This is a genomic window from Paenibacillus graminis (assembly GCF_000758705.1).
In the GTDB taxonomy this organism is placed as follows: Bacteria; Bacillota; Bacilli; order Paenibacillales; family Paenibacillaceae; genus Paenibacillus_AQ; species Paenibacillus_AQ graminis.
In genome coordinates, this window is record NZ_CP009287.1 from 1,619,055 (window position 1) to 1,640,873 (window position 21,819).

General features: G+C 53.4%; 22 protein-coding genes. 5 read left to right on the forward strand and 17 right to left on the reverse strand.

Annotation, left to right across the window (positions count from 1 at the left end):
- Positions 1 to 35 precede the first annotated feature (35 nt).
- The 9 genes from PGRAT_RS06970 to PGRAT_RS07010 all read right to left on the reverse strand — a co-directional run bounded on the left by PGRAT_RS06970 (position 36) and on the right by PGRAT_RS07010 (position 8,743).
- A complete protein-coding gene (locus PGRAT_RS06970) occupies positions 36 to 1,616 on the reverse strand; it encodes an oleate hydratase (RefSeq protein WP_025705187.1) in 1,581 nt (526 codons plus the stop codon).
- 184 nt (positions 1,617 to 1,800) lie between these two features.
- Positions 1,801 to 2,370 (reverse strand): dihydroxyacetone kinase transcriptional activator DhaS, encoded by a 570-nt coding sequence (dhaS, locus tag PGRAT_RS06975; RefSeq protein WP_025705186.1) that lies wholly within the window; start codon positions 2,368 to 2,370, stop codon positions 1,801 to 1,803.
- A 60-nt stretch (positions 2,371 to 2,430) separates the two neighbouring features.
- Positions 2,431 to 2,832 (reverse strand): hypothetical protein, encoded by a 402-nt coding sequence (locus PGRAT_RS06980; RefSeq protein WP_025705185.1) that lies wholly within the window; start codon positions 2,830 to 2,832, stop codon positions 2,431 to 2,433.
- A gap of 21 nt (positions 2,833 to 2,853) precedes the next feature.
- The gene (locus PGRAT_RS06985; RefSeq protein WP_025705184.1) at positions 2,854 to 3,372 is read right to left on the reverse strand and encodes a hypothetical protein; all 519 of its coding nucleotides are present in this window, start codon (positions 3,370 to 3,372) and stop codon (positions 2,854 to 2,856) included.
- 93 nt (positions 3,373 to 3,465) lie between these two features.
- Positions 3,466 to 4,488, reverse strand: coding sequence for an RluA family pseudouridine synthase (locus PGRAT_RS06990; RefSeq protein ID WP_025705183.1), 1,023 nt, complete (start codon positions 4,486 to 4,488; stop codon positions 3,466 to 3,468).
- A 102-nt stretch (positions 4,489 to 4,590) separates the two neighbouring features.
- Positions 4,591 to 4,776, reverse strand: coding sequence for a CLC_0170 family protein (locus PGRAT_RS06995; RefSeq protein ID WP_025705182.1), 186 nt, complete (start codon positions 4,774 to 4,776; stop codon positions 4,591 to 4,593).
- Positions 4,777 to 4,825: 49 nt separating this feature from the next.
- Positions 4,826 to 6,046 (reverse strand): Ger(x)C family spore germination protein, encoded by a 1,221-nt coding sequence (locus PGRAT_RS07000; protein ID WP_025705181.1) that lies wholly within the window; start codon positions 6,044 to 6,046, stop codon positions 4,826 to 4,828.
- Positions 6,043 to 7,140 (reverse strand): GerAB/ArcD/ProY family transporter, encoded by a 1,098-nt coding sequence (locus PGRAT_RS07005; protein WP_025705180.1) that lies wholly within the window; start codon positions 7,138 to 7,140, stop codon positions 6,043 to 6,045. The genes PGRAT_RS07000 and PGRAT_RS07005 overlap by 4 nt, the downstream gene beginning before the upstream one ends.
- Positions 7,088 to 8,743, reverse strand: a complete 1,656-nt coding sequence (locus PGRAT_RS07010; protein ID WP_081954737.1) for a spore germination protein — start codon at positions 8,741 to 8,743, stop codon at positions 7,088 to 7,090. Before PGRAT_RS07010 ends, PGRAT_RS07005 begins: the two co-directional genes overlap by 53 nt.
- A 187-nt stretch (positions 8,744 to 8,930) precedes the next feature.
- Here PGRAT_RS07010 and recQ point away from each other — a divergent pair, with 187 nt between their 5' ends.
- From recQ to PGRAT_RS07025, 3 genes are read left to right on the forward strand one after another with little or no spacing between them, the layout of a single operon-like run.
- On the forward strand, positions 8,931 to 10,766 hold the full coding sequence (gene recQ / locus PGRAT_RS07015; protein ID WP_042266264.1) for a DNA helicase RecQ: 1,836 nt from the start codon (positions 8,931 to 8,933) through the stop codon (positions 10,764 to 10,766).
- Positions 10,767 to 10,781: 15 nt separating this feature from the next.
- Positions 10,782 to 12,737 (forward strand): B12-binding domain-containing radical SAM protein, encoded by a 1,956-nt coding sequence (locus PGRAT_RS07020; protein WP_042266265.1) that lies wholly within the window; start codon positions 10,782 to 10,784, stop codon positions 12,735 to 12,737.
- A gap of 39 nt (positions 12,738 to 12,776) precedes the next feature.
- The gene (locus PGRAT_RS07025; protein WP_042266267.1) at positions 12,777 to 13,301 is read left to right on the forward strand and encodes a GNAT family N-acetyltransferase; all 525 of its coding nucleotides are present in this window, start codon (positions 12,777 to 12,779) and stop codon (positions 13,299 to 13,301) included.
- A gap of 137 nt (positions 13,302 to 13,438) precedes the next feature.
- Here the strand turns inward: PGRAT_RS07025 and PGRAT_RS34875 are convergent, their stop codons facing one another.
- The 6 genes from PGRAT_RS34875 to mnmL form a co-directional block, all read right to left on the reverse strand.
- Positions 13,439 to 13,585 carry a putative holin-like toxin gene (locus PGRAT_RS34875; protein WP_425311837.1) on the reverse strand — a complete coding sequence of 49 codons (147 nt, stop codon included), beginning with the start codon at positions 13,583 to 13,585 and terminating at the stop codon, positions 13,439 to 13,441.
- Between the two features lie 114 nt (positions 13,586 to 13,699).
- On the reverse strand, positions 13,700 to 14,662 hold the full coding sequence (locus tag PGRAT_RS07030) for an alpha/beta fold hydrolase (RefSeq protein ID WP_025703638.1): 963 nt from the start codon (positions 14,660 to 14,662) through the stop codon (positions 13,700 to 13,702).
- 222 nt (positions 14,663 to 14,884) lie between these two features.
- Positions 14,885 to 15,853 carry a type I phosphomannose isomerase catalytic subunit gene (locus PGRAT_RS07035; protein ID WP_025703637.1) on the reverse strand — a complete coding sequence of 323 codons (969 nt, stop codon included), beginning with the start codon at positions 15,851 to 15,853 and terminating at the stop codon, positions 14,885 to 14,887.
- A 42-nt stretch (positions 15,854 to 15,895) separates the two neighbouring features.
- Positions 15,896 to 16,288 (reverse strand): VOC family protein, encoded by a 393-nt coding sequence (locus tag PGRAT_RS07040; protein WP_042266270.1) that lies wholly within the window; start codon positions 16,286 to 16,288, stop codon positions 15,896 to 15,898.
- Complete coding sequence (gene mnmM, locus PGRAT_RS07045) at positions 16,289 to 16,894, reverse strand: tRNA 5-(aminomethyl)-2-thiouridylate-methyltransferase MnmM (RefSeq protein WP_042266273.1); 606 nt, start codon at positions 16,892 to 16,894, stop codon at positions 16,289 to 16,291.
- Entirely contained in the window at positions 16,894 to 17,850 is a 957-nt protein-coding gene (gene mnmL, locus PGRAT_RS07050; protein WP_025703414.1) for a tRNA modification radical SAM protein MnmL/YtqA, read from the reverse strand. Before mnmL ends, mnmM begins: the two co-directional genes overlap by 1 nt.
- 334 nt (positions 17,851 to 18,184) lie before the next feature.
- Between mnmL and PGRAT_RS07055 the strand changes: the two genes are divergently transcribed.
- Together PGRAT_RS07055 and trmB are read left to right on the forward strand one after the other, a co-directional pair.
- Complete coding sequence (locus tag PGRAT_RS07055; protein WP_025703415.1) at positions 18,185 to 18,367, forward strand: hypothetical protein; 183 nt, start codon at positions 18,185 to 18,187, stop codon at positions 18,365 to 18,367.
- A gap of 187 nt (positions 18,368 to 18,554) precedes the next feature.
- Positions 18,555 to 19,271, forward strand: a complete 717-nt coding sequence (gene trmB / locus PGRAT_RS07060; RefSeq protein WP_025703416.1) for a tRNA (guanosine(46)-N7)-methyltransferase TrmB — start codon at positions 18,555 to 18,557, stop codon at positions 19,269 to 19,271.
- A 559-nt stretch (positions 19,272 to 19,830) separates the two neighbouring features.
- Here the strand turns inward: trmB and PGRAT_RS07065 are convergent.
- Together PGRAT_RS07065 and PGRAT_RS07070 are read right to left on the reverse strand one after the other, a co-directional pair.
- Positions 19,831 to 20,946 (reverse strand): UDP-N-acetylglucosamine--LPS N-acetylglucosamine transferase, encoded by a 1,116-nt coding sequence (locus PGRAT_RS07065; protein ID WP_036702938.1) that lies wholly within the window; start codon positions 20,944 to 20,946, stop codon positions 19,831 to 19,833.
- Positions 20,947 to 20,997: 51 nt separating this feature from the next.
- Positions 20,998 to 21,525 (reverse strand): phosphatase PAP2 family protein, encoded by a 528-nt coding sequence (locus tag PGRAT_RS07070; protein ID WP_025703417.1) that lies wholly within the window; start codon positions 21,523 to 21,525, stop codon positions 20,998 to 21,000.
- Between the last annotated feature and the right edge of the window lie 294 nt (positions 21,526 to 21,819).

The following is a 21,819-nucleotide window of genomic DNA, read 5'->3' on the forward strand; positions in this document are numbered from 1 at the left end:
GCCGGAAGGCAGGGGGCTTTTTCAAATGCCAAAGGTTATCTGAAAGAAGTCACAAAGCTTGAGAACAACGTCCGTACATCATATTGATACTGCTTGATGGGTTCCACAGGGCGGTTTACACCCATCAGCGTGTACACGGCAATTCTGGCTGCACGGACGGAATATTCCTCGGTGAACACGACATCATCCGGGATTTCGCAGAATTGACTGATAAAAGCCAGGTTGGTGGAGCCTTCGGGAACCACCTTCGGCCGGTCGCTGTTCAGTCTCGGCATGAACTGGGCGGTAATGTAAGGCATCATGCAAGGGATACAGTTGGCGGTAGCCATGATCTCTTCCTTATGCGCTTCGAAATGAAGGTGGCCGATCAGCTCCTGCATAATTTCTTCCCCGGTACAGTCGCACATTCTTTTCTTCACGAAATCGCCGACCTTGTCGGGATACAGCCCATAACCCCAGAAGACCTTGACATGCTCCGGCTGATTGCGGAAATGCGGCTGGAAGGCCAGCACCACAGACATGAACCAGCTGGAATCCTTGAAGGTTACAAGCGCGCCTGTACCGGCCCGGTTGCGCGTGAATTTTTCCATAAGATCAAAGAATGCCGAGTCCTGGAAGGTTACGGTGAAGGATTCCCACTTCGAGCCGTCCACATGGTCATCAAAAGAGGAAGGATTGCCCAGACCCGGTTTTTTGGCGGCAATATTCTCCCACAGCTTCCAGGAGCTGCCCTTGCCGTTCAGGCGCGGAGCGGTTGTCATCGAACCGAGGCTGGAGCCTTCGGTCATGGAGCCGTTCGTAACGATCACGCGGTCCCCTTCCGCAATCTCAATGACATCGGGAACGCCCTGCCGCAGCACATGCATCTTCGTAACTGTAATGCCGTCGCCGTCTTTGAAATCCAGGTCGGTGACGGTGCATTTCAGAGTGAAATCTACGCCGAAAGGCTCCAGATATTTGTGCAGCGGCAGAATAATCGAATCATATTGGTTATAGGGGGTACGGGTAACCCCCTCAAGCGTTTGAATGCGCGGAAATTCATGTATAAAGCGGAGCATGTATCTTTTGAATTCAACCGCACTGTGCCAAGGCTGGAAGGCAAACGTCGTTGCCCACATGTACCAGAAATTCGTCTGGAAAAAGTGAGGAGCGAACCAGTCATTGATCCGCGCTTTGCCCATTTTGTCTTCAGGAGTGATAATCAGCTTGCCCATGGCCAGACGGTCTGCCATATCGAAGCCCATCGACAGCACGTCTTCGACTTCACCGTTTTTGTTGATCAGGCGGGCATTGGCATGTGTGGGATTGGCATCATCAAAGGCTGTAATCTCCTCACGCACCGATTGCCCCGGATGGTCGATTGAAGGAATGGTGCTCAGCAGCTCCCAAAGGTTCTCGTAAGCTTCATCGTTCAGCATCCGGCCGCCCCGGATGACATAACCTTGTTCACCGCTGCCCGCGCCGTCATTGCTGCCGCCGAGGATCTTCATTTCTTCAATAATGTGAATGTTCTGTCCGGGAAAGTCACAGTCTCTGACGAGATAGGCTGCACCTGCAAGGGATGCAATACCGCCGCCGACAAAATAAACCTGGCTGTTACCGTACTCTTTTTTCACTGCGTGTCGCCTCCATAGGGTTGCTGTTTGATGTTGCTGTCCCTAATGTAAACCAAGGCTGGCGCACAGGGTATGGCCAATAGTCGGCGAGTGTATGAATTTTGGTCACTTGGAGCAAAGTGTAAGGTTTTCCGACAACTATTGAAGGCCGGAGAAGCGGAAAAAGCCGCCGGACCAGAAACGGTTACGACAGCTTTTTCTTGTATTGATGCAGCGCTTTGGCAAAATTTCCTTCAATCAGCACACTGAGCTTACTGATAATCATCTTCGGATCATCCTTCATGCCGCCGCGCATCCACTGGATCACAAGCCCCGTAAAAGCAAGCGTATAAAAGTTGGCGATAAACCGCTTATCCTCGATGTCAACCTCCATCTCTCCGGCAAGCTCTTGAATCACACCCATGATGAGGTCGTTCGTTACTTCATACAGATACGCATCCAGATGCGTCCTGCCCAGGGAGTCCAGCGTATTGCAGCAAAAGGCCTTGTTGGCTTCGATGTAGCAAAAAATCCGGTAAAACCCGTCCGTCCACGTATTATAGCTGCGGTACGGGGCGATGCTCTCCACGGCTTCCGTCTGGTAAATCCAGCCGAGCAGCTCAAAAATATCCTGGAAATGATAATAGAACGTCTGACGGTTGAGCCCGCAATCGTCCACCAGATGTTTGACTGAAATTTTATTCAGCGGTACATGTTCCATCAGAGTCTTCAGCGAATGGGCGAGGGCTTTTTTGGTCAAAAGGGAATTGGACACGGGGGTCCACCTCCTTATGTGATGCTGGTGATCTATTGAATTGATGCCGCGTATTTGATCCTAGAGCTTGCGCCGGCGCCGGTGTCTGATCAGCCAAAAGATGCCCTCTGCAAGCAGCCCGGCCGCAAATCCGCCCAGTGCAAACATTACAAACATGAGAAAGCCCGCAAGATCCTCCCAGCCGGACATTTCCCGGTACGTATAGGCCATCATAAACCCCAGCCCGGCCAGAATTCCTGCTGTAGTGATCAGCCAGACCAGCTGTGCACCCAGCCAGCCAAAGCCATTCACCACTATAGATGCACCAAGTGCAAGTGCAGCATACCTGGCAAGCAGAAGGGGACTGAAATCATTGTCCAGCAGAACAAAACGGTTCAGAATCAGCAGCAGCCAGAGAACAAGCGCATACACAGGAATCCAGAAGGACCAGCGTTTGCTTTTGGCGGTTGGCAGGAAGCCCATGATCTCTTCACCCCGTTATCGTTAATAGATGTCCTCCAATTCCTCCGCACTCTGCAAAAGAAACTTCAGAAGATTAGGGATATCCTCCATTTGCTCTTCGGTAATTTGCCTGTTGAACTTCAGCTCGATGCAGTTGTTGTACGTGTCGCCTTCCTGGCCGTACCGGTAACTGAGGGATTGAACGGGCTGGAAATCCGGCCCCCAGACCGAGTTGAGAATCTGCTGGGCTGCTGCACACTGGCCGTTCACATTCTGGATTTCCATATAAAAGCGCAATACAAGGACGCAGCCGGGATCGCTGCCGGGCATTTCCAGAATTTCGTCGCCCAGCTCCTTCACCGATGACAGCAGCACCACCTGGGACGTCACATTTCTGCTGCCGGCCAGCTTGAAGGACAGGCTGAATTCGCGGGACATCAGCGCCAGGTTCAGCAGATCGGCCCGGTCCGTCACGGTAAGAATTCCATCCAGGTTATCGTAATCGTAAATCTGGTTTTCAAAGGCAATTTTGATGTTGTCAAATACAGTGGGATGGAACATAAACCGCACCTTCTTACGTTTCTCTATATTGTACCATGACGCAAATATAGTGAAAAATGTTGCTGGTGGAGTCGCCTGTTAGAATCAGTGAGATTAATTCGACGGTGCCGGTGCAGAGTATTTCAGGAATGTCTTGGGGATGGCACTCTCAAACGTGAGCAGTTCCCCGGAGGCTGGATGTACGAAGGAGAGCAGGCGGGCATGGAGCCCGAGCCGGCCTACTGCTTTTGTCTCCGCACCATATTTCTTGTCCCCAACAATCGGATGGCCGATATCGGACATATGCACACGGATCTGATTCTTGCGTCCGGTCTCAAGGTGTACTTCCAGCAAAGAGAAGTGGCGGTTGCCCTGAATGAGCTTATAGCGGGTCACGGCATGCAGGCCGTCGCCTTCATGGGGACTGGAATACATTTTGAGCGTCGAGGTTTCCTTCAGCCAGGAGCTGATGGTTCCCTCCGGTTTTTTGACAACGCCTTCCACCAATGCCACATAGGAGCGTTCCTTCACCGTTTCTTTCCATGTATTCTGCAGCGTCTGCTGCAGCTGTTCGCTTTTGGCAAACATCATTACGCCGGAAGTATCGCGGTCCAGTCTGTGCACCACAAAGACACGGTTATGCGGATTGCTCTGGCGGACATGCTCCATCAGCTGGCGGTAGGCCGTCAGCTCATTATCTTCGCCGGTGGAGATGGAGAGCAGCCCGGCTTCCTTTTGAATCACAATCAGATCATCGTCCTCATGAACAATGGTCAGTCCTATCATTTCTTTGACCTGGATTGGTTTTTCAAGATCAATGGTTACGGTCTGGCCGGGATGCAGCTGGAAATTATGTTTGGTCACGGCTTTGCCGTTTACCGACACCTGCCCGCGGGAGAGCATGGACTTAATGGAATTGCGTCCGCGGCTTACAAGGGCCTTCAGCAAAAAAGCCAGCAGCTCGGCAGGCTCCGCCACCGTATACGATTTAACGGCCGGTGCTTTGGGTGCTGCTCCCGATGTACCGCCTGTTTTGCCGTTTGGGCCTTTTGTACCGCGCTTGGGTTGAGCTTTGGCATTTCCTCCCGGCCTCAAGCCGCGTTTGGAACCCTCTTTGGGATTTCTTCTTATATTCATGGAAGCATTCTCCGTCCTCTAATAATGTACTCCTCAATATACCATGTGCAGTAAAGAAATACTACGGAGAGCCGGTAAGGGAGAGGACTCCTGGTTGATCAGCTATAACAGAATAATCAGCCAGACGATGATCAGCAAGGATACACCCGCGCAGCTCCAGCCCAGAGCAGAGGCATATTTTTTTTCGCGAACCCATCCGCTGGACTTATAGATCGTCCGGTCCACTGTGAGCAGCATCAGTGCGGAAAATATGGTGATCGCAGCAGTACAGGCTAATAGGCGCACCATGTGCATCTCCCTTTATCAATTTTGTTGGGCTAAACCGGCTCAAACACTCCTATGTCTCTTTAAGTCCGACTCTCCGCAGATGCAGAGTAAGATTAACATTCACAGTGATACTGCCATAGAGCTCCTCCCAATCGTCTTTTTCATGAATATGCTCCTTCCAGTAGGCAGGGTGGTGCGCGCGGATAATCTCGCCCATTCCAAAAATATCCGCATGGTCCCTTTGGGTCTGCCGGATCAGATTATGGGTCAATTTCTGAACATTCTTATTGAATTCTTGCTCAATCTCATACAGTCTTGCGGAGGAATCGGCAGGCTTCGCGCTATGAAAGTGCTCGTCCAAGTCTCCTTCGAGATAAATGTCATAGGTTAGAACGGGTTTGCCGTTCTGGATGGAGCTGCGGGTCTTTGAGTATCGTTCATTAGTTTTGGTCATGACTATACCAAGCTCCCTTGTTTTGAAAAGAGCGGAATACCCGCCCGGGTCCATTCCCTGGACCGCCATGAACGCGCCGATTTCCAGCGGTTTTGTGGTGTTGACCATTTTGCCCCGGCTGAAATAGGCCAACCCGTTAATCAGTACATTGTCTTTGTTGCGCAGTGCCACATAGGGCAGATATTCGCTTTGTCCCCACTTGGAATCTGCCGACCAGTAGGAGCCGATATAATCGGGAGGAAACTTGCCCGAAGTAACAGCTTTCTCCATCATGGAAAGAACATAGAGCGTAGGGACACGCTGCAGCGGGGGGGTGACATCCATAAACTGCTCAGCCCGGCCTTCGGATACCAGCAGCCAGGTTCTGCGCCGGACTTCGGGATTGCGCCGGAGATAATCATTAAGATCGTCCATCTTCCCCCGGGCGATCTCTTCGCTGATGACTATCACCCGCAAATGCACGAGATAGCGCGGGTCGGCGATTTGCTGCTGCAAATTATTCATAGCATCATCAAGCGTATGCCCTGTCACCGTAACCACCCACACCGGGCTTGTCTTCCCGTCCTCGCTGCTTCCGCTTCCCGGCCCCAGCGGCACACGTCCGGGCACGGCGATCTGCGCTGTGACGCTGATCATTTCCTCCGGCAACGGAGTATCCGAAAGATGGGTGACCTCTTCTTCCTGGCCTGCCTTTTCCGGGGGGGCGGTATCAATGGATAATCCAAGCACCAGCGCCCGGTCCTCAATTTCTACTTGATCCCAGCATCCGGTAAGAAAAAGACTGATGACGGCAGCCGCCATCCAACCAGCGCTTATTTTCCGCAGCAGTCTGTTCATGGGATCACCTTCTTGTGGAAACGGCGGACCCCGTATACGGCCCATAACAGAGCGGGGTAGCCCACCATCAGGATCATGGATGCTTTCCCCAGAAGGAGGGTCCATGTGTAGGTCTCAAAAACATTCTTTGGGAGCATAGCAATGGCAAAAACCAAAGGGAGCAGTACACTGGAGGTCATCCGCTGATCCCTGAACGCAAGCAAGTTCTGCAGAAGATAAGCGGCCAGATAGTAGGTAGTATAGATAGTGGTGAAGACAGAGATCACCCATATGACAATGAACAGGGCATCCAGCCGTTCCAAAAAACCGTCTCCAATGACCGCCGAACGGGCGGTTTCCAGTGTGGGATAAATCAGCAGCTTGGTTTCTTCCGCACCGAACATGCCTACGGAGGCGATAACAATCAGCAGATATACGGCTCCGGCTGCAAAAATACCAATTGCTCCTGCACGCACAGCCTGCTTGGGCAACTGCATAAAAGGAACCAGCAGCGTGATGATAAAGGAACTTTGGAACAGATAGCTCGCTTCAAGGGCGCCTTTCCAAAAGGAGGCTGAAGGAGCCGTCAGGACAGGCTGAAGATTCAGCAGGTCGACATCGCTCATAGAAATCAGGATGGTTATGAGCACCGGACCAATGATCAGCGGCAGGTAGAAGAAATGAATGTAGGAAAACTTGATGATATTCCTTCGGGCTGACAGCTGGCAGATCAGCAGCATCAAAAAAATGGTCGCTTCAATCGGTGTTTTATTGAACAGCACACTCGTGGCGACATCTCCGAACTGACGGGCGGTAAGGCCGGTAAGCCATAAGAAGATAAGCCAAATGATCAAAGTGAAGAACATTGCCGGCGGACGGCCGATTAGACGGCGGCTGAACACAAACAGCGATTCTTTGGGGAAGCGCCGGCACAGCGCGGCCAGCAGCCAGAAGCTGAAGAAGGAGATCAGGGCACCGGTAAAAGCAACCAAAGGTGCGCTGCTGCCTCCGGCATCGGCCATATAACGGGGAAAGCTGAGAATCCCTATGCCAATAATGGTGCTACTGATTACGGCTGCCGCCCGCAGTGTTGTGATCTGCCGGGAATTGTTCATTTGTCTCTCCTCCCTGCTGAAGAATCTGTTGTGTATAATTCCCGGGAATGGAGGCAGGAAGCCTGGTGTTATCCCGGGTATGCAGAAAGCTGGGGCGGCTGTGCATCCACCACAAAGGGGCTCTCACGAGTGAGTCCTTCCAATCGCGCCATTTGCCGGGAATGTACGGAGACATATAGGGTACAGAAAAGGATTCGAGGAACAACAGATGGTTGATAATCAGGATGGTGCCGATCATCACACCATAGAGTCCGAACATCCCAGCCAGAAGGATCAGCGGAAACCTCAGCATACGCAGTGCAATCGCCGCGTTATAAGCGGGTGTGGCAAAAGAGCCGATAGTCGTCAGCGCAACAATCACCACAGTGATTGGACTGGCCAGTCCGGCGGCCACCGCTGCCTGGCCGATAACGAGCACACCGACAATAGACAAGGCTCCGCCAATCATCTGCGGCAGACGGATGGTAGCCTCGCGCAGCACCTCCATAGATACCTCCATAATCAGCACCTCCAGCACCGCCGGGAAGGGCACGCCAGCGCGCCCCCCGGAGATGGCTACAGCGAAATCGGTAGGCATCAGCTCCGGGTTAAAGGAAATTACCGACACATATAAAGCCGGGAAAAACAGGGAAAAGGCCAGGGCGATTAGACGGATTATGCGAATAAGGCTGCCCATAATAAACCGCTCGGTGTAGTCATCTATCGTTTGGAAGAATTGGTTGAACAGGGCCGGAACGATCAGGGCGAAGGGCGAACCGTCTACCAGGATAGCAACCCGGCCTTCGAGCAAAGCGGCTACCGTTTTATCCGGCCGCTCTGTGCTCTGAACCTGCGGAAAAGGAGATAACGGCTGGTCCTCAATGAATTGTTCAATGTAACCCGCATCAATGATGCCGTCGGTTTGAATAATTGAAATTCTGCGCATCGCCTCGGCTACCAGCTTCGGATCGGCCAAACTGTCCAGATAGCATAAGGCTACCCGTGATTGGGTTCGTGATCCGATTGGACTGATCTCAATCCGGAAATCCGTACTCTGCAGCCGATAGCGCAGAAGGGAGAGATTGTTCTCCAGCTTCTCTACATAACCTTCCCTTGGTCCCCGAATTACCTGTTCCGTCTGCGGCTGGTCTACACCACGGGTGTCCACCTGCCGCATGTCCAGTACAAGGGCTTCAGCCGAACCCTCTGTCAGCAGAATCAACTGGCCTTTGACGATTTCGGAAGGCAGTGCGGACAATTCTTCTGCGGTGGTTCCCTGTGTGACTTGAACCGCTGCATTCCAGATATAATGGTACAGCTCAGTGAGCTTGTCCGGAAGTCCGGGATGATCATTAGAACGGGCCATAAGCGGTTTCAGGATATGCTCCTGAATCTGCTCCTGATTGACAAGGGAGGAGAAGAACACAAGCGCTGCCTGGTAGCGGCCGAACAGCAGGAACTCGCGCACGACCAGATCTCCGCTCTGGCCGAGCCCGTGAAGCAGCTTTTCCAGGTTGGCTGACAGGCTGAGACTAAGCTTTTCCCCGCCCGGTTCAGATGGTGGGGGGGACGGCTGCTTTTGGTTTTTGATATATGAAACATATTTCTCTTTCCAAGCTTGCATTTGACCGCCTCCTTGGGGCTGACCGTTTGGAAGATCAGTATAAAGTGTTGCTTAGAAAAGGTTTTTTTATGTAAACCGGAGAGGCTGAACCTGAAAGGGGGAGGCTGGAATTATCCTTCCGGCGGTTGCTCAATACCCCTTTGCCCGGTAAACTAAAGATAGAAAGTCTTAAGGAGTTATGATAGAGATGAAGATGCAAGCACCTACCATGGAACAGGCGCAGGCTGAACTGCAAAAATATTATGGCTATCCCGACTTCCGGGAGGGCCAGAAAAAAATCGTTATGAATTTGCTGGAGGGACGCGACACGCTCGGGATCATGCCGACGGGGGGCGGGAAATCCATATGTTATCAGGTTCCCGCATTGCTGCTGCCGGGACTTACGCTGGTCATTTCCCCGCTGATTTCACTGATGAAGGACCAGGTGGACGCGCTGACCACGGCGGGAATTCCGGCCGCCTATATCAACAGCACACTGAGCGGCAAAGAAGTGAATGAACGCATACGTGCGGCGCGCCGGGGAGAGCTGAAGCTGCTATACGTGGCGCCCGAGCGGCTGGAACTGGACTGGTTCCGCCTGGAAATGGCCGGACTGTCCATCTCGTGTGTCGCGGTGGACGAAGCCCACTGTGTCTCCCAATGGGGACATGACTTCCGGACCAGTTATCTGGCGGTTTCCCCCTTTGTGAACGAGCTGCCGGAACGGCCGATTCTTGCCGCCTTTACCGCAACGGCTACACCCGAGGTTATGGAAGACATGGTCCGGCTGCTGCGGCTTCGCCAGCCAGGCGTATTCATGACAGGACTGGGCCGTGATAATCTGGCCATGTCAGTGCTGCGCGGAGAGAACAAACGCGAGTTCGTGCTGGATTATACGGCACAGCACTCCCATCAGCCGGGCATCGTTTATGCCGCCACCCGCAAAGAGGTGGATGATCTGTATCAGCGGCTGCAGGCTTCCGGCATCGCCGCCGGACGTTACCATGCAGGGATGAGCGACCAGGAGCGGGCGGAGAGCCAGGAAGGTTTTCTCTATGACGATATCCGCGTCATGGTCGCCACCAACGCTTTTGGGATGGGGATCGATAAGTCGAATGTCCGTTATGTCATCCATTACAATATGCCCAAAAATATGGAGGCCTACGTACAGGAAGCGGGCCGTGCCGGGCGGGACGGAGAGCCCAGCCAGTGTATCCTGCTCTTCAGTGCGCAGGATATTATGACGCAGAAGTTCCTGATCGAGCAGAATCCGCAGGACACGGACCGCAAGGCCAATGAATACCGCAAGCTTCAGCAGATGATTGATTATTGCTATACCACCCGCTGTCTGCGCAGCGCCCAGCTGGATTATTTCGGCGAGGAGCACGGGGACAAGCCCTGCGGAATCTGCAGCTCCTGCACGGATGAACGTGAGCTGGTGGATATGACCGTGGATGCGCAGAAGATATTCTCCTGCATCCACCGTATGCGTGAACGCTATGGTGTCGCGCTGGTATCCTCCGTCCTGAAGGGCTCCCGCAACCAGAAGGTGCTGCAGTACGGCTTCGAGAATCTGCCTACCCACGGAGCCATGTCCAGCCGCACCGAGAAAGAGATTACCGAGAGCATCAATGTGCTGATCTCGGAAGGATATCTGGCCTTATCGGAAGGCCAGTATCCTGTGGTGCGGCTGCAGCCGCTGGCCGCCGAAGTGCTGCGCGGCCAGCGCCAGGTCCTGCAGCGGGTGGCCCGGGTGCGCAGCACCGGAGGCAGCTCCGGCGGGCGGGACCGCAGCCGCGTGCGCGATCTGTCGCCGTCGGCGGTTAATGAGACGGTGTTCGAGCAGCTGCGCCTGATCCGCCGCGAGCTGGCGGGGCGCGAGCATGTGCCGTCCTACATTATTTTCAATGATGCGACCCTGCGCGAGATGAGCGTGGTTTGTCCGCAGACGGAAGCGGAAATGCTGAGAGTCAAAGGGGTCGGTGAAGTGAAATACCGCAAATACGGCAAGCCGTTCCTGGAATTTTTTCAAAATGAAATGTAAAGAAGGTTATCAGGCATGAAAATCATCCTGGCTACATTAAATGCCAAATATATTCATACCTCGCTCGCGATCCGCCTTCTGAAGGCATACAGCGAGCATGAGTTTCAGGATATCCATTTGGCGGAATATACCATCAAAGATCCCGTGATGAATATCGTGTCCGACCTATTCCAGAAGAAACCGGATGTGATCGGGTTTTCCTGTTATATCTGGAACATTGAAGAGACTGTCAAGGTGGTCGGGATTCTCAAGCAAGTGATGCCTGAGGTGATGATTGTACTGGGCGGGCCGGAAGTATCATATGAGCCCCTTTACTGGATGCAGCGGGAAGCCGGGATTGATTTTGTCGTGAACGGCGACGGGGAAGAGACCTTCCACCATCTGCTCCAGGAGCTGCGGGATGACCGCAAGTTTCATTTTGTCTATGGAGCTGCTTACCGCAAGGGCGAAGAGCTGATCGTCAATCCACCGCGTCCCAAAAGCGATCTGAACACCCTGCCGTCCCCGCACCGGTTCCCGGATGATCTGCCGGATCTCGGCAAGCGGATTGTTTATTTTGAGACCAGCCGGGGCTGCCCGTTCAACTGCCAGTTCTGCCTGTCCAGCATTGAGGTGGGTGTGCGGTACTATGATATTGAGCGGGTGAAATCAGATCTGCTCTATCTGATCGAGAATGGTGCCAAAGTCATCAAATTTCTCGACCGCACCTTCAATATCAACCGCAATTACGCGATGGAAATGTTCCAGTTCCTGATCGACAACCATCAGGGCTGTGTGTTCCAGTTCGAGATTACAGCGGATATAATGCGTCCGGAGGTGCTGGATTTCCTTGCCGAGAACGCACCTCCGGGCATCTTCCGTTTCGAAATAGGTGTGCAATCCACCAATGACGAGACGAATGAGCTGGTCAAACGCCGCCAGAACTTCACCAAGCTGTCCCGCACTGTCATGAAAATCAAAGCCAGCGGCAACATCGACCAGCATCTCGATTTGATTGCGGGGCTGCCGCAGGAGGATTATGCCACCTTCCGCAAGACGTTCAACGATGTATTTGCCATGGAGCCGGAAGAGCTCCAGCTCGGATTCCTCAAAATGCTGCGCGGCACCGGGCTGCGTGCCCAGGCAGCCAAATACAACTATACGTATATGGAGCATGCCCCATATGAGATTCTGAGCAGCCATGTGATGCCGTTCTCCGACATTATCCGCCTCAAGCGGCTGGAGGATGTGCTGGAGAAATATTGGAACAGCCACAGGCTGGATCACTCGGTTAAATATCTGATCCGCCATGTGTTCGAATCGCCGTTCGATTTCTTCCAGGAGTTCGGCGATTACTGGGAGGCGCGGGGCTGGCAGAAGATCGGCCATCAGCTGGAGGATCTGTTCACCCGGCTGCATGCCTTTCTCACGGACCGTGGAACGGAAGCCATGGACATTATCAACGGGCTGATGAAGCTGGATTATTTCCTGGGCCACAAATATAAGCCGCGCAAGATCTGGTGGGATATCACGCTGGACAAGCCGGAGTGGTCCCATTATATGAAGGAGATCGCCGGTCATCCGGAGCGTCTCTCCGCCAAGCTGGCGGAGGCGGGGTTCAGCGAGCGGGAGCTGCAAAAGTTCACCGTGCTCGAAGTGCTCCCGTTCCGTCTGGAAGCCGTGCTGGACTCGATCAGCGGACTGCGCTTTGACCCGGCAGCCGCTGCGGAAGCTGAAGGGGCCGGACAGGCTGGCGGTATACCGGACAACTTCAGTCCGGCAGGCGGCATGGAGGCAGGCACGGCAGCTGCTGCCGCTAAGACGGGGGCTGCGGACACGGCATTATTAGCCGCGATGCCGCTTGCGGCCGCGGACAAGAGTTCCACCGCTCTGGCGGAAGCTCTGCCGGATGCCGGCGGAAGCACCCTGCTGATCGTCATGTACCAGCAGGACGAGAGCCAGCGGGCGCAATATTATGCGCTGCCTTTGTAGGAAGGCGCGCTCTTAATCGGGCGGGGAAGGAGAGAGAGAATGAACACTGCTGTTTTTTTGTGTTTATATGAAGAAAAGTACAAGGAAGACCTGCTTGCCTTTGAGCTGCCGCCGGAGCAGGCAGCGTTCACCGGATTGCCGGAAGAGACTTTGTCTGAAGCTTTAGCCAACCCCGATAAATCGGCTGTCGTCATTGCCCGGAAGGAACAGGCTGTGGGCTTTTTTATCCTTCACCGTGGAGAGGGGATTGCGGACTTTTACCCGAATACAACCGGGGCCATACTGCTGCGTGCGTTCCTGATTAACTATGCGAGCCAAGGGCAGGGATTGGCCAGAGCTGCAATGGAGCAGCTGCCCGGCTTCATCAGAACCCATTTTCCTTTGGTCCGCGAAATTGTACTTGCTGTCAACGCGCGGAATATCGCTGCTGCAAGCCTCTACTCCAGAGCAGGCTTCCTTGATAAAGGGCTCCGCCGCAGCGGGCACAAGGGGCCGCAGAAAGTGCTTCAATATGGATTAGGGGGGACATTGGCAGAGGTTCGTTCCGCCTCGGAATTTATGTAATAAAATGGGTTGTGCTATAATACAATAAAAAAAGGAGCTGTGTCACCAGCACAGCCCCGTTGTACAACCACTGCTGAAGAGCAGCCGGTCGTCCCGTTTTATTTGGTTGGAGTAGACCGTTACCTTACAGGGGCGGTCTATTTCTTTTTAATGTAGCCAAGCAGTGCCAATATGAACATACCGAACATGAACATTAGGGTAATAGCATCTTTAACGTCCATTACCTCCACCTCCTCTAGGGAGTGCGCCTGCTGCTCATGAACATTGTTGTACAAGAGAATCATATCACATTTGGTATGTTAAAAAATGGAGCATTAGTAGATTTATAGCGGAAAAATACAAAGACAGGCTTTCCGTAACGGACGGAGAGCCTGTCTTTTATACGTTTTTGCCTGATACTAAGGAGCAACCGGCTGAAGCATCAGTGATTCCGCCGGAAGATGCCGGACGAGCCAGTCCAGCACATCCGCAGTCACCTCATCCCGGTTGACCTCGTTGAGCATTTCATGCCTGCCTTCCGGATACAGCCTGTATTCCACATCTGAAATTCCATGCTCCCGGTAGATCTCTGCCAGTCGCAGCACGCCTTGACCGTTCATACCGACCGGGTCTTTGGCTCCAGCAAACAAGTATACAGGTTTATCCTTGCAGAGGGTAACCAGTGTTTCCCGGGAATGGATATCCCGCAGCAGCCGGAAGAAATCGCGGAAGAACCGGGTGGTGCAAATCGCTCCGCAGAATGGATCGGCTATAAAGCGGTCCACCTCCTGCGTATCACTGCTCAGCCAGTCAAAGGCGGTTCTCACTGGGGTAAAGGACCGGTTATATGGACCAAACACAATCCCATTCAGCAGAACACTCCGGTGGCGCATCCCCTGCAGCCTGAATTGCAGTCCCGCCAGTGATTCCCCGATCCGGAGCATGGTGCGCGGCCCGTTGGTGCCGCTGAGAATAAATCCGGCATAGATGTCACGGCCTTCCTCGCACATCAGCTTTTGTGCGAGAAAGGAGCCCATGCTGTGGGCTAGGAGGAAGATCGGCAGGCCCTCATGCCGGGAGCGGGCGATTCCGCCGAGCTGGAGCAGATTGCGCCGCATCCAGTAGAAACCATTCTCGCCGGTATCGCCGAGCAGTTCAACCCGGCCTGCAGTTAGCCCATGGCCGCGGTGGTCATTGGCATATACCGCATAGCCTGCTCCTGTAAGAGCCGCTGCAAACCGGGCATACCGGGCAGCCGTCTCACACATGCCGTGGGCAATCTGGACAATCCCCCTGACCGGAGCCTCCGGTTCCGGCAGCCATTCATACACATGAATGGCGACGCCCAGCGGATCGGTCATCTTAAAAGTGTTTTCCCTCATACCGTTCCTCCTAAAAGTTTTGTGAGCCATACTTCTGGAGATTGCTGCGTACAAAACTTACTTCGGAAGCATAGGCTTAGTTCTGTGAGCCATACTTCTTGGAGATGAGCGTTAATGTAACAGCAAAACGGACACACGATCAAATCTTCCTGCAACACCCGTTCGGGAGCATGGACCTAAGCTTGGAACCTTACCCGTTATACTATGCCGGCGGGGCATGGCTTATGGCAGATAGGAACGCAGCACCGTAGAGTGGCCTTCGATTCCGTAAGCCCCAAGGGTGGACGGAAGCAGGTAGCATTCTCCGGCGGAATAAGGCTGGGAGCCGCCTTCCCAGGTCAGATGCCCGCTGCCTTCGCAGACTACGAGAATGGTGAAGCTGTCCGGTGTGGTGGAGAGGCTCCATTCTCCGTTTACGACGCCTTTTTCTACAATAAAGTAGGGGGAAGCGGCAATCTGCAGCCACTCTCCGGCCACAGCGCCATCTGTCTTCATGGAGGTTGCGCCTGCGCCTTCATAAGCGGTTACGTTAAGCGAATCCTCGATATGAAGCTCACGCGGTTTGCCATCCAGACCCGGACGGTCGTAGTCGTAAATCCGGTATGTAGTGTCGGAGTTCTGCTGAATTTCCGCTACAACCACTCCGGCGCAGAGCGCGTGAACGGTTCCGGCCGGGATGTAGAAGGCGTCACCGGCGGAGACTGTGATTTCCTGCATGCTGTCCATAACCGTACCGCTTTCCAGCGCCTCACGCAGACTTTCGCGGGTTACGCCGTCTTTAAGGCCGTAGATAATTTTGGCGCCCGGTTTGGCGTCCAGCACGTACCACATTTCTGTTTTGCCCAGTTCTCCCTTTGGCAATCCTGCATAATCATCCGTCGGATGCACCTGCACAGACAGATTGTCATTGCAGTCCAGCAGCTTGATCAGCAGCGGGAACCGGCCGCCGTCTTTGGGGCTGCCCTTGCTGCCGAACCATTCATGGCCGAACTGCTCGCGGATCTGATCCAATCCTTGTCCAGCCAGCTCGCCATTGAGCACTGAAGAGGTGCCATTGGGATGATCGGCAATCATCCATCCTTCGCCAATATGGCCTTCCGGCAGCTCCAGGCCGAATTTCTCCAGGGCCCGGCCTCCCCATACACGTTCTTTGAACTCCGGCTGAAATTTTAAAGGATAAGGCTTAGTCATCACTGCATCTCTTCCTTCCTAATTGTAGAATAATGGGTTCGCTTATTTGTTTTGTACAGATTGGAAGAACTCCAGCTTCTCTTCATCCGGCCCGTCAAAAAAGAAATAGCGGCTGCCGTTCGGCAGCGTTGAAATCCCGGTTAGGGCAGGTATGCCTAGCGCGGCAATTCTTCTGTGCTCTTCCTCAATATCATCTACCGTGAAGGCGGCATGACTTACTCTTCCTTCCCGGGGCAGGCCTTCAAACACCCGTTCAATCAATTCTACCTCTACACTGGCCTGTCCGGGAAAGCTCAGAAAAGCCAGGCGCACCCCGTCCCCCGCTTCGCCCAGAATGCTGCGCACGGTTAACCCGATGACCTCCCGGTAAAATTGCAGCGAACGCTCCAGATTGTCCACTTTGATGCCAATGTGCTCCATCTTGGTTACGGCCACTTACAGATCAGCTCCTTTTTTCTTCTCGATCGCCAGTGTGTACGGGGCGGAGGCCCGCTGGAGCTGGCGGTAGACGATGGCTTGCGCCTGGCGGGACGGAAGGCCCGCCGCCCATGCTTCCACGGCGGCGGCTTCCTGATCCCCGCCTTCGTGGCCGGGATAGAGGACGGCCGTGATGATGCCGCCCGGCCGCAGCAGCGCGAGTGCGGCCTCCAGCGCGGCCAGCGTGCCCGTGGGCTCGGTGATGATGGTCTTGTCGGCATCGCCCGCGGGCAGATAGCCGAGATTGAACATCACCGCCGAGACCGTTCCGCGCCAGTCCGGCGGAACGGCTTCTGCCATTGCTGCATGGCTCTGCAGCAGCAGCGTTACGGGAGACAGCGCCGCCTGCGCCTCCTCCCGGGCCAGCCGCAGGCGCTCTCCGGCCAGAGCCAGCGCCGCAGGCTGGATGTCGAAGCCGTACACCCCGCCGCGCGGCCCGGCCGTCTTGGCGAGGAACAGCGTGTCGGCACCGGTGCCCACGGTGGCGTCAATCGCCCGGCCGCCCGGCTGAAGGCGGCCCTCTGTTAATTTATGAGCAAAGCTAAGGACCGACATAAAGCCCATTAGCTCTTCCTCCAGTATTTACCCTGCCAGGTATCCCGGGCAAGCAATTCATCATCAATCGCGTTCAGCACTTCCCATTTCTTGAGGCTCCACACCGGACCGACCAGCAGATCGCGCGGGGCGTCGCCGGTCAGGCGGTGCACAATCATTTCCGGTGGAAGGAGCTCAAGTGAATCGGCGATCAGCTTCACATACTCATCCTTCTCCAGAAAACGCAGGAGGCCGGCTTCATATTGCTTCACCATCGGCGTTTTGCGCATCAGGTGCAGCAGATGGATTTTGATGCCCTGCACGTCCATGTTCGCCACTGCGGACACTGTATCCAGCATCATTTCATGAGTTTCCTGCGGCAGGCCGTGAATAATGTGCGTGCAGACGCGGATGCCGTGGCGGCGAAGCTTCTGGACAGCGTCAATGTAGCACTGCGTATCATGTGCCCGGTTAATCAGCTCAGAGGTGGAGTCATGAATGGTTTGCAGGCCCATCTCGATCCAGAGATAGGTCCGCTGGTTCAGTTCAGCCAGGTATTCGACCACATCATCAGGGAGGCAGTCGGGACGCGTAGCGATGGACAGGCCGACTACGCCCGGCTGCTGCAGAATGATTTCATAATATTCTCTGAGTTCCTCGACCGGAGCATATGTGTTCGTATAAGCCTGAAAGTAACCGATATATTTGGCATCCGGCCATTTCAAATGCTGTCTGTCCCGTACATTATTGAACTGGGTCACCAGATCGTCGCGCCGGCTGCCGGCGAAATCCCCGGAGCCTCTGGCACTGCAAAAGGTACAGCCTCCTTTGGCGATGGAGCCGTCCCGGTTGGGACAGGTAAAGCCGGCATCAAGCATGACTTTGAACACTTTGGTGTCCATATGTTCACGCATTTCATAATTCCAGGTATGGAAACGTTTATCCCCCCACAGCAGTGGAGAGGAGGTCTGTAGAAGGTTGGACATGCAGTACTCCTTTCTCTAAAATATAAGGATTTATCAGTTCCACGCCTTCAATATCCTTATATTACCCGCTGAAACGAACCGTCTCTTGTAAGGAGACGAAGCCGTTTCTACTTAACCTTTCCATTGTATCAAAAATCAGCGGTGAACGTAACATTAAGACCGCTGCAATTGAGGCGGAAAATAGGCCGGAATAATAGCGTTTTCATCTTGCTAATGCTTACACATTGTGTTATATTTAGGTTGTAAAAAAGCCGCTGCAGCCAACATAATTTCTATCTCATGAATTCATAATTTCGTGTCGCAAGGTTCATAATACATTGAAGAGGTGATCACGATGAATTCTCAAACGGCTTATGCCGAAGGAAAAGGCTCTATTGATGTGCAGCTGACTCCCGACGAAGCGCTGGCGCTTACGGGCGTTGAATTTAACGGCAATCACAAGATCAAGACTGAAGCACAGCGCAAGATCCGCAATGCTTTCGAGAAGACATTTGATTTTAAGTCTTCTGCCAAGTAGACTAGAATTGCACGAGACAATGGACCCCAATTCCAAATACAACAAAAGGGAGTTCTTCGTCCGGCCGTACCAGGCCAGGCGGAGAATTCCTTTTTTTTTTCGGTGAAATCCCTTTACTTTTGCGGACAAGTTCGGCACAATATTGCAAGTGACAGTGTACGTATTAGAGAAAGCGGAGGAATACCTTATGCGTTTACGCGGAAGAAAAGGAATACGCGAAAGTCTGGAAGAGCAGACCGACCTGGTCATCCTCGATCCACGCAGCCTGAAGGGGCGCTGGTCAGAACTGTTCGGCAACGATCATCCCATTCATGTGGAGTTTGGCATGGGCAAGGGGCAGTTCATCAGCCAGATGAGCTTCAAATATCCCGATATTAACTTTATCGGCGTAGATATGTACGATGAACTGATCCGCCGTGCGGCAGAGAAGGCCCGGGCAGCCTGGGAACCGGCAGGGCAGGAGACGCCGCCTAACCTTAGAGTGGCGCTCGCCAATATTAACTATGCGGAGGAAGTGTTTGCGCCCGGAGAGCTGGAGCGCATTTACCTGAACTTCAGCGATCCATGGCCCAAGAGCAAACATGCGCGCCGCCGCCTGACCCATCCGCGGTTTCTCGACAAATACCGCGGCCTGCTGAGCCCGCTTGGCGAAATTCACCTGAAGACAGACTCGCGCAGCCTGTTTGAGTTCTCCCTGAATGCTTTTGCTGACTATGGTCTGCAAATGAAGAATATTTCTCTTGATCTGCATCCGGACGGAGTAATGAACGAGGAGCATGTCATGACTGAATATGAAACCAAATTTTTCGGCCGTGGAGTTAATATTCACCGCTGCGAGGCCATTGTCGGTACAGAAGCACTGGAACGCTACCAGGCCACCCGCCTGGACAAGTACCGTCTGTAATGGATGGAATGGATGCTAAAAGCTCTGAATAGGGAGTAACGGGATCAAGAATTGGAATTTACCCGAATAGCTGTGGATCAGTCGGAGTAGAATCTTATTTCTGACCAGCTCTTGCGAAGAGCCGGTGAACAAGCGGCTAGTGGGAAAAAGGGAACTTATTTTTCCCGAAATTTAACAACCGAGAGATTAAAGTGGAAAAAAGAAACTTAATGGGGCTGTATTACTCCGACAACGGCGAAATGAGCTGAATTAGTGTACCTTTTTCCACTATAATCTGCGGAATACATGGTACTGAGCCAATTAGTTATCCTTTTTCCATCTATTATTTGCTGGAAAGCGGGAAGGTGGAACTTAAGTTCCACCTTCCCGCTTGAGATGATCCAAGCAGGAAGGCTGGACGATGGGGGAAGGATCGTTTCACCATGGCGAGAGCGGATTAGGGTCAGCAGGAACCCTAAGCTTACAATCAAAAACGGCTGCACTGTCCGGCGAAGGAGGGTGCAGCCGTTTTGATCTTCATAAACTATATCATTGCTTAGGATCGCTGTTCTTGCCGGTGCTATTCCAGCATATCAATAATGCTTTGGGCGCTCTGCAAGGGATGGAAGCGGGCGATTTCTTCCAAATGCTCTTGCCGTCTGTCCTTCACCTCATCATAGCAGTAGAGCAGCCGTTCCATCCACCTGTCAACCACCTTCAGTGAAGATACCGGTTCGCCCAGTCCTGCCGCCGTGAAATAACGGCAGTTCTCCTCTTCCTGGCCGGGCAGCGGGTCATAGAACAGCATGGGTATACCCTTGGCCAGGCCTTCGCTGCAGGTCATTCCTCCCGGCTTCGTGACCAGCAGATCGGAGATCTCCATCAGCTTGTCAATTTCACGCGTGAAGCCGGTCAGGGAGATGTTGGGATGGCTGTAGAGCGAATTCTCCTGCATCTCGCGCAGCAGCTTCTCATTTTTGCCCAGGCAAAAAATAATCTGGATCTTATCACGCCATCCAGCCAAGGCTGCGTTGATGACTTCGTCGTTCATCATGCCCCAGCCTCCGCCCATAACCAGCACGGTCGGCATATCCTGCAGGCTGAATTGCTTCAGAATATCCGCTTTGCCCGGATGCTCCCAGAAGCTCGGATGGACCGGCATTCCGGTGACCTGGATTTTAGCTGCAGCGACGTTTCGGTAGCGCAGCTTGGTTTTGACCTCGGGAGTGGACACCAGATACCGGTCCACTTCAGGGCTGATCCAGGTGGCATGTGCATCGTAGTCAGTGATGACCGTGACCAGCGGAACCTTGAAGGCCGGGTCCAGCCGTTTGAGGCGGGAAACTACGGCACTGGGAATGAAGTGGGTGCAGACTATAATGTCCGGTTTCAGCTGCTTCATAATATTTTGCGTATGTGTATAAAAAATGCGGTGCAGGGCAAGCGTGGTAAGACGATTAAATGATTTCTGGTGCCGGTACACATATCCCATCAGCCTGGGCTGGGATGTCACCGTCTTTCGGTATGCCGATACAATCAGAGGCGCCAATTTGGGATTCAGAAAACTTCCAAGCTCCAGCACCTTTGTTTGCAGATTAGGCGACAATTTGCGCAGGCTGCTCGATAATGCGTAAGCTGCTTGCGTGTGCCCTGCGCCGAAACCTTCCGACAGCAATAGTACTCTTTTTTTGCGCAATGTATAATTCACCTGTTTTCGTGAATGATATTCGCCGTTCCATCACAGGCGTTAGAACCACAGGGCAATGGTGCCTGCAGCGACGCCAGAGCCTATAACCGCACCTGCGACAACATCTGACGGATAATGCAGCCCAAGATAGATCCGCGAAAATCCGACAATGCAGGCCAGTGGCAGCAGTATGGCGGTCAGGACAGGAAAGGCCACCATATAAGGAACTGCAGAAGCGAAGATAGCTGTAGTATGGCCTGAGGGAAATGAGTGGTCCTTGAGCGGATTATGGAACGTATTCGTGCCTGGCAGCGCCAGATACGGCCGCACCCGCGGGTAGAGCCTCTTGGCGATGGCAACAGGCAGATGACTGATGGCCAAGGCGATGAGGGCCTGCAGCCCTACAGTTCTCAATGGCTGGGGGGTCAGTGCCCAGATCAGCAGATTAATACCGATGGCACTTGTGGCCCCGCCCAGATGAGTCAGATAATAAAGCCAGAAGTTCAGGAATGGGTTATGCAATCGTCCGTTGATCCACTTGAACAGGCGCCGCTCCAAGAGATGCAGTTTCATGAATAATTGTCTCATATCTTGTCCCTCCGATAGTCCGGCTGAAGATAATTGGCGCAGCTGCAGCAACCCGGTCTATGCCATAAAGCTGTCTTTATCATACTTTTTTAAGGTAGTCCATTTCAAGAAAAAGCTCGGGTAAGCTCGGAAAATGCCAGTTTTGACTTCACAGCCACTTACACCTTACAATGATTCAAGCAGGCGGAACGCGTTTAAAAGGTAACAGAGAAATAGGGAGCCGCAGTTCCGGCTCCGGACATATATCTTTTGACGCGATAAATATACAGGCAAGCCTGCCTTAGCCAAAAGGGA

Bases quoted from the DNA above. Each gene is read 5' to 3' on its own strand.
- PGRAT_RS07070 (WP_025703417.1), bottom strand. From the start codon at position 21,525: ATGAGACAATTATTCATGAAACTGCATCTCTTGGAGCGGCGCCTGTTC.
- PGRAT_RS07030 (WP_025703638.1), bottom strand. From the start codon at position 14,662: ATGAGGGAAAACACTTTTAAGATGACCGATCCGCTGGGCGTCGCCATT.
- mnmM (WP_042266273.1), bottom strand. From the start codon at position 16,894: ATGGGCTTTATGTCGGTCCTTAGCTTTGCTCATAAATTAACAGAGGGC.
- mnmL (WP_025703414.1), bottom strand. From the start codon at position 17,850: ATGTCCAACCTTCTACAGACCTCCTCTCCACTGCTGTGGGGGGATAAA.
- PGRAT_RS06990 (WP_025705183.1), bottom strand. From the start codon at position 4,488: ATGAATATAAGAAGAAATCCCAAAGAGGGTTCCAAACGCGGCTTGAGG.
- recQ (WP_042266264.1), top strand. From the start codon at position 8,931: ATGAAGATGCAAGCACCTACCATGGAACAGGCGCAGGCTGAACTGCAA.
- PGRAT_RS07055 (WP_025703415.1), top strand. From the start codon at position 18,185: ATGAATTCTCAAACGGCTTATGCCGAAGGAAAAGGCTCTATTGATGTG.
- trmB (WP_025703416.1), top strand. From the start codon at position 18,555: ATGCGTTTACGCGGAAGAAAAGGAATACGCGAAAGTCTGGAAGAGCAG.
- PGRAT_RS07005 (WP_025705180.1), bottom strand. From the start codon at position 7,140: ATGAACAATTCCCGGCAGATCACAACACTGCGGGCGGCAGCCGTAATC.
- PGRAT_RS06985 (WP_025705184.1), bottom strand. From the start codon at position 3,372: ATGTTCCATCCCACTGTATTTGACAACATCAAAATTGCCTTTGAAAAC.
- PGRAT_RS34875 (WP_425311837.1), bottom strand. From the start codon at position 13,585: ATGATTCTCTTGTACAACAATGTTCATGAGCAGCAGGCGCACTCCCTA.
- PGRAT_RS07010 (WP_081954737.1), bottom strand. From the start codon at position 8,743: ATGCAAGCTTGGAAAGAGAAATATGTTTCATATATCAAAAACCAAAAG.
- PGRAT_RS06995 (WP_025705182.1), bottom strand. From the start codon at position 4,776: ATGGTGCGCCTATTAGCCTGTACTGCTGCGATCACCATATTTTCCGCA.
- PGRAT_RS06980 (WP_025705185.1), bottom strand. From the start codon at position 2,832: ATGGGCTTCCTGCCAACCGCCAAAAGCAAACGCTGGTCCTTCTGGATT.
- PGRAT_RS07020 (WP_042266265.1), top strand. From the start codon at position 10,782: ATGAAAATCATCCTGGCTACATTAAATGCCAAATATATTCATACCTCG.
- PGRAT_RS07000 (WP_025705181.1), bottom strand. From the start codon at position 6,046: ATGAACAGACTGCTGCGGAAAATAAGCGCTGGTTGGATGGCGGCTGCC.
- PGRAT_RS07035 (WP_025703637.1), bottom strand. From the start codon at position 15,853: ATGACTAAGCCTTATCCTTTAAAATTTCAGCCGGAGTTCAAAGAACGT.
- PGRAT_RS07025 (WP_042266267.1), top strand. From the start codon at position 12,777: ATGAACACTGCTGTTTTTTTGTGTTTATATGAAGAAAAGTACAAGGAA.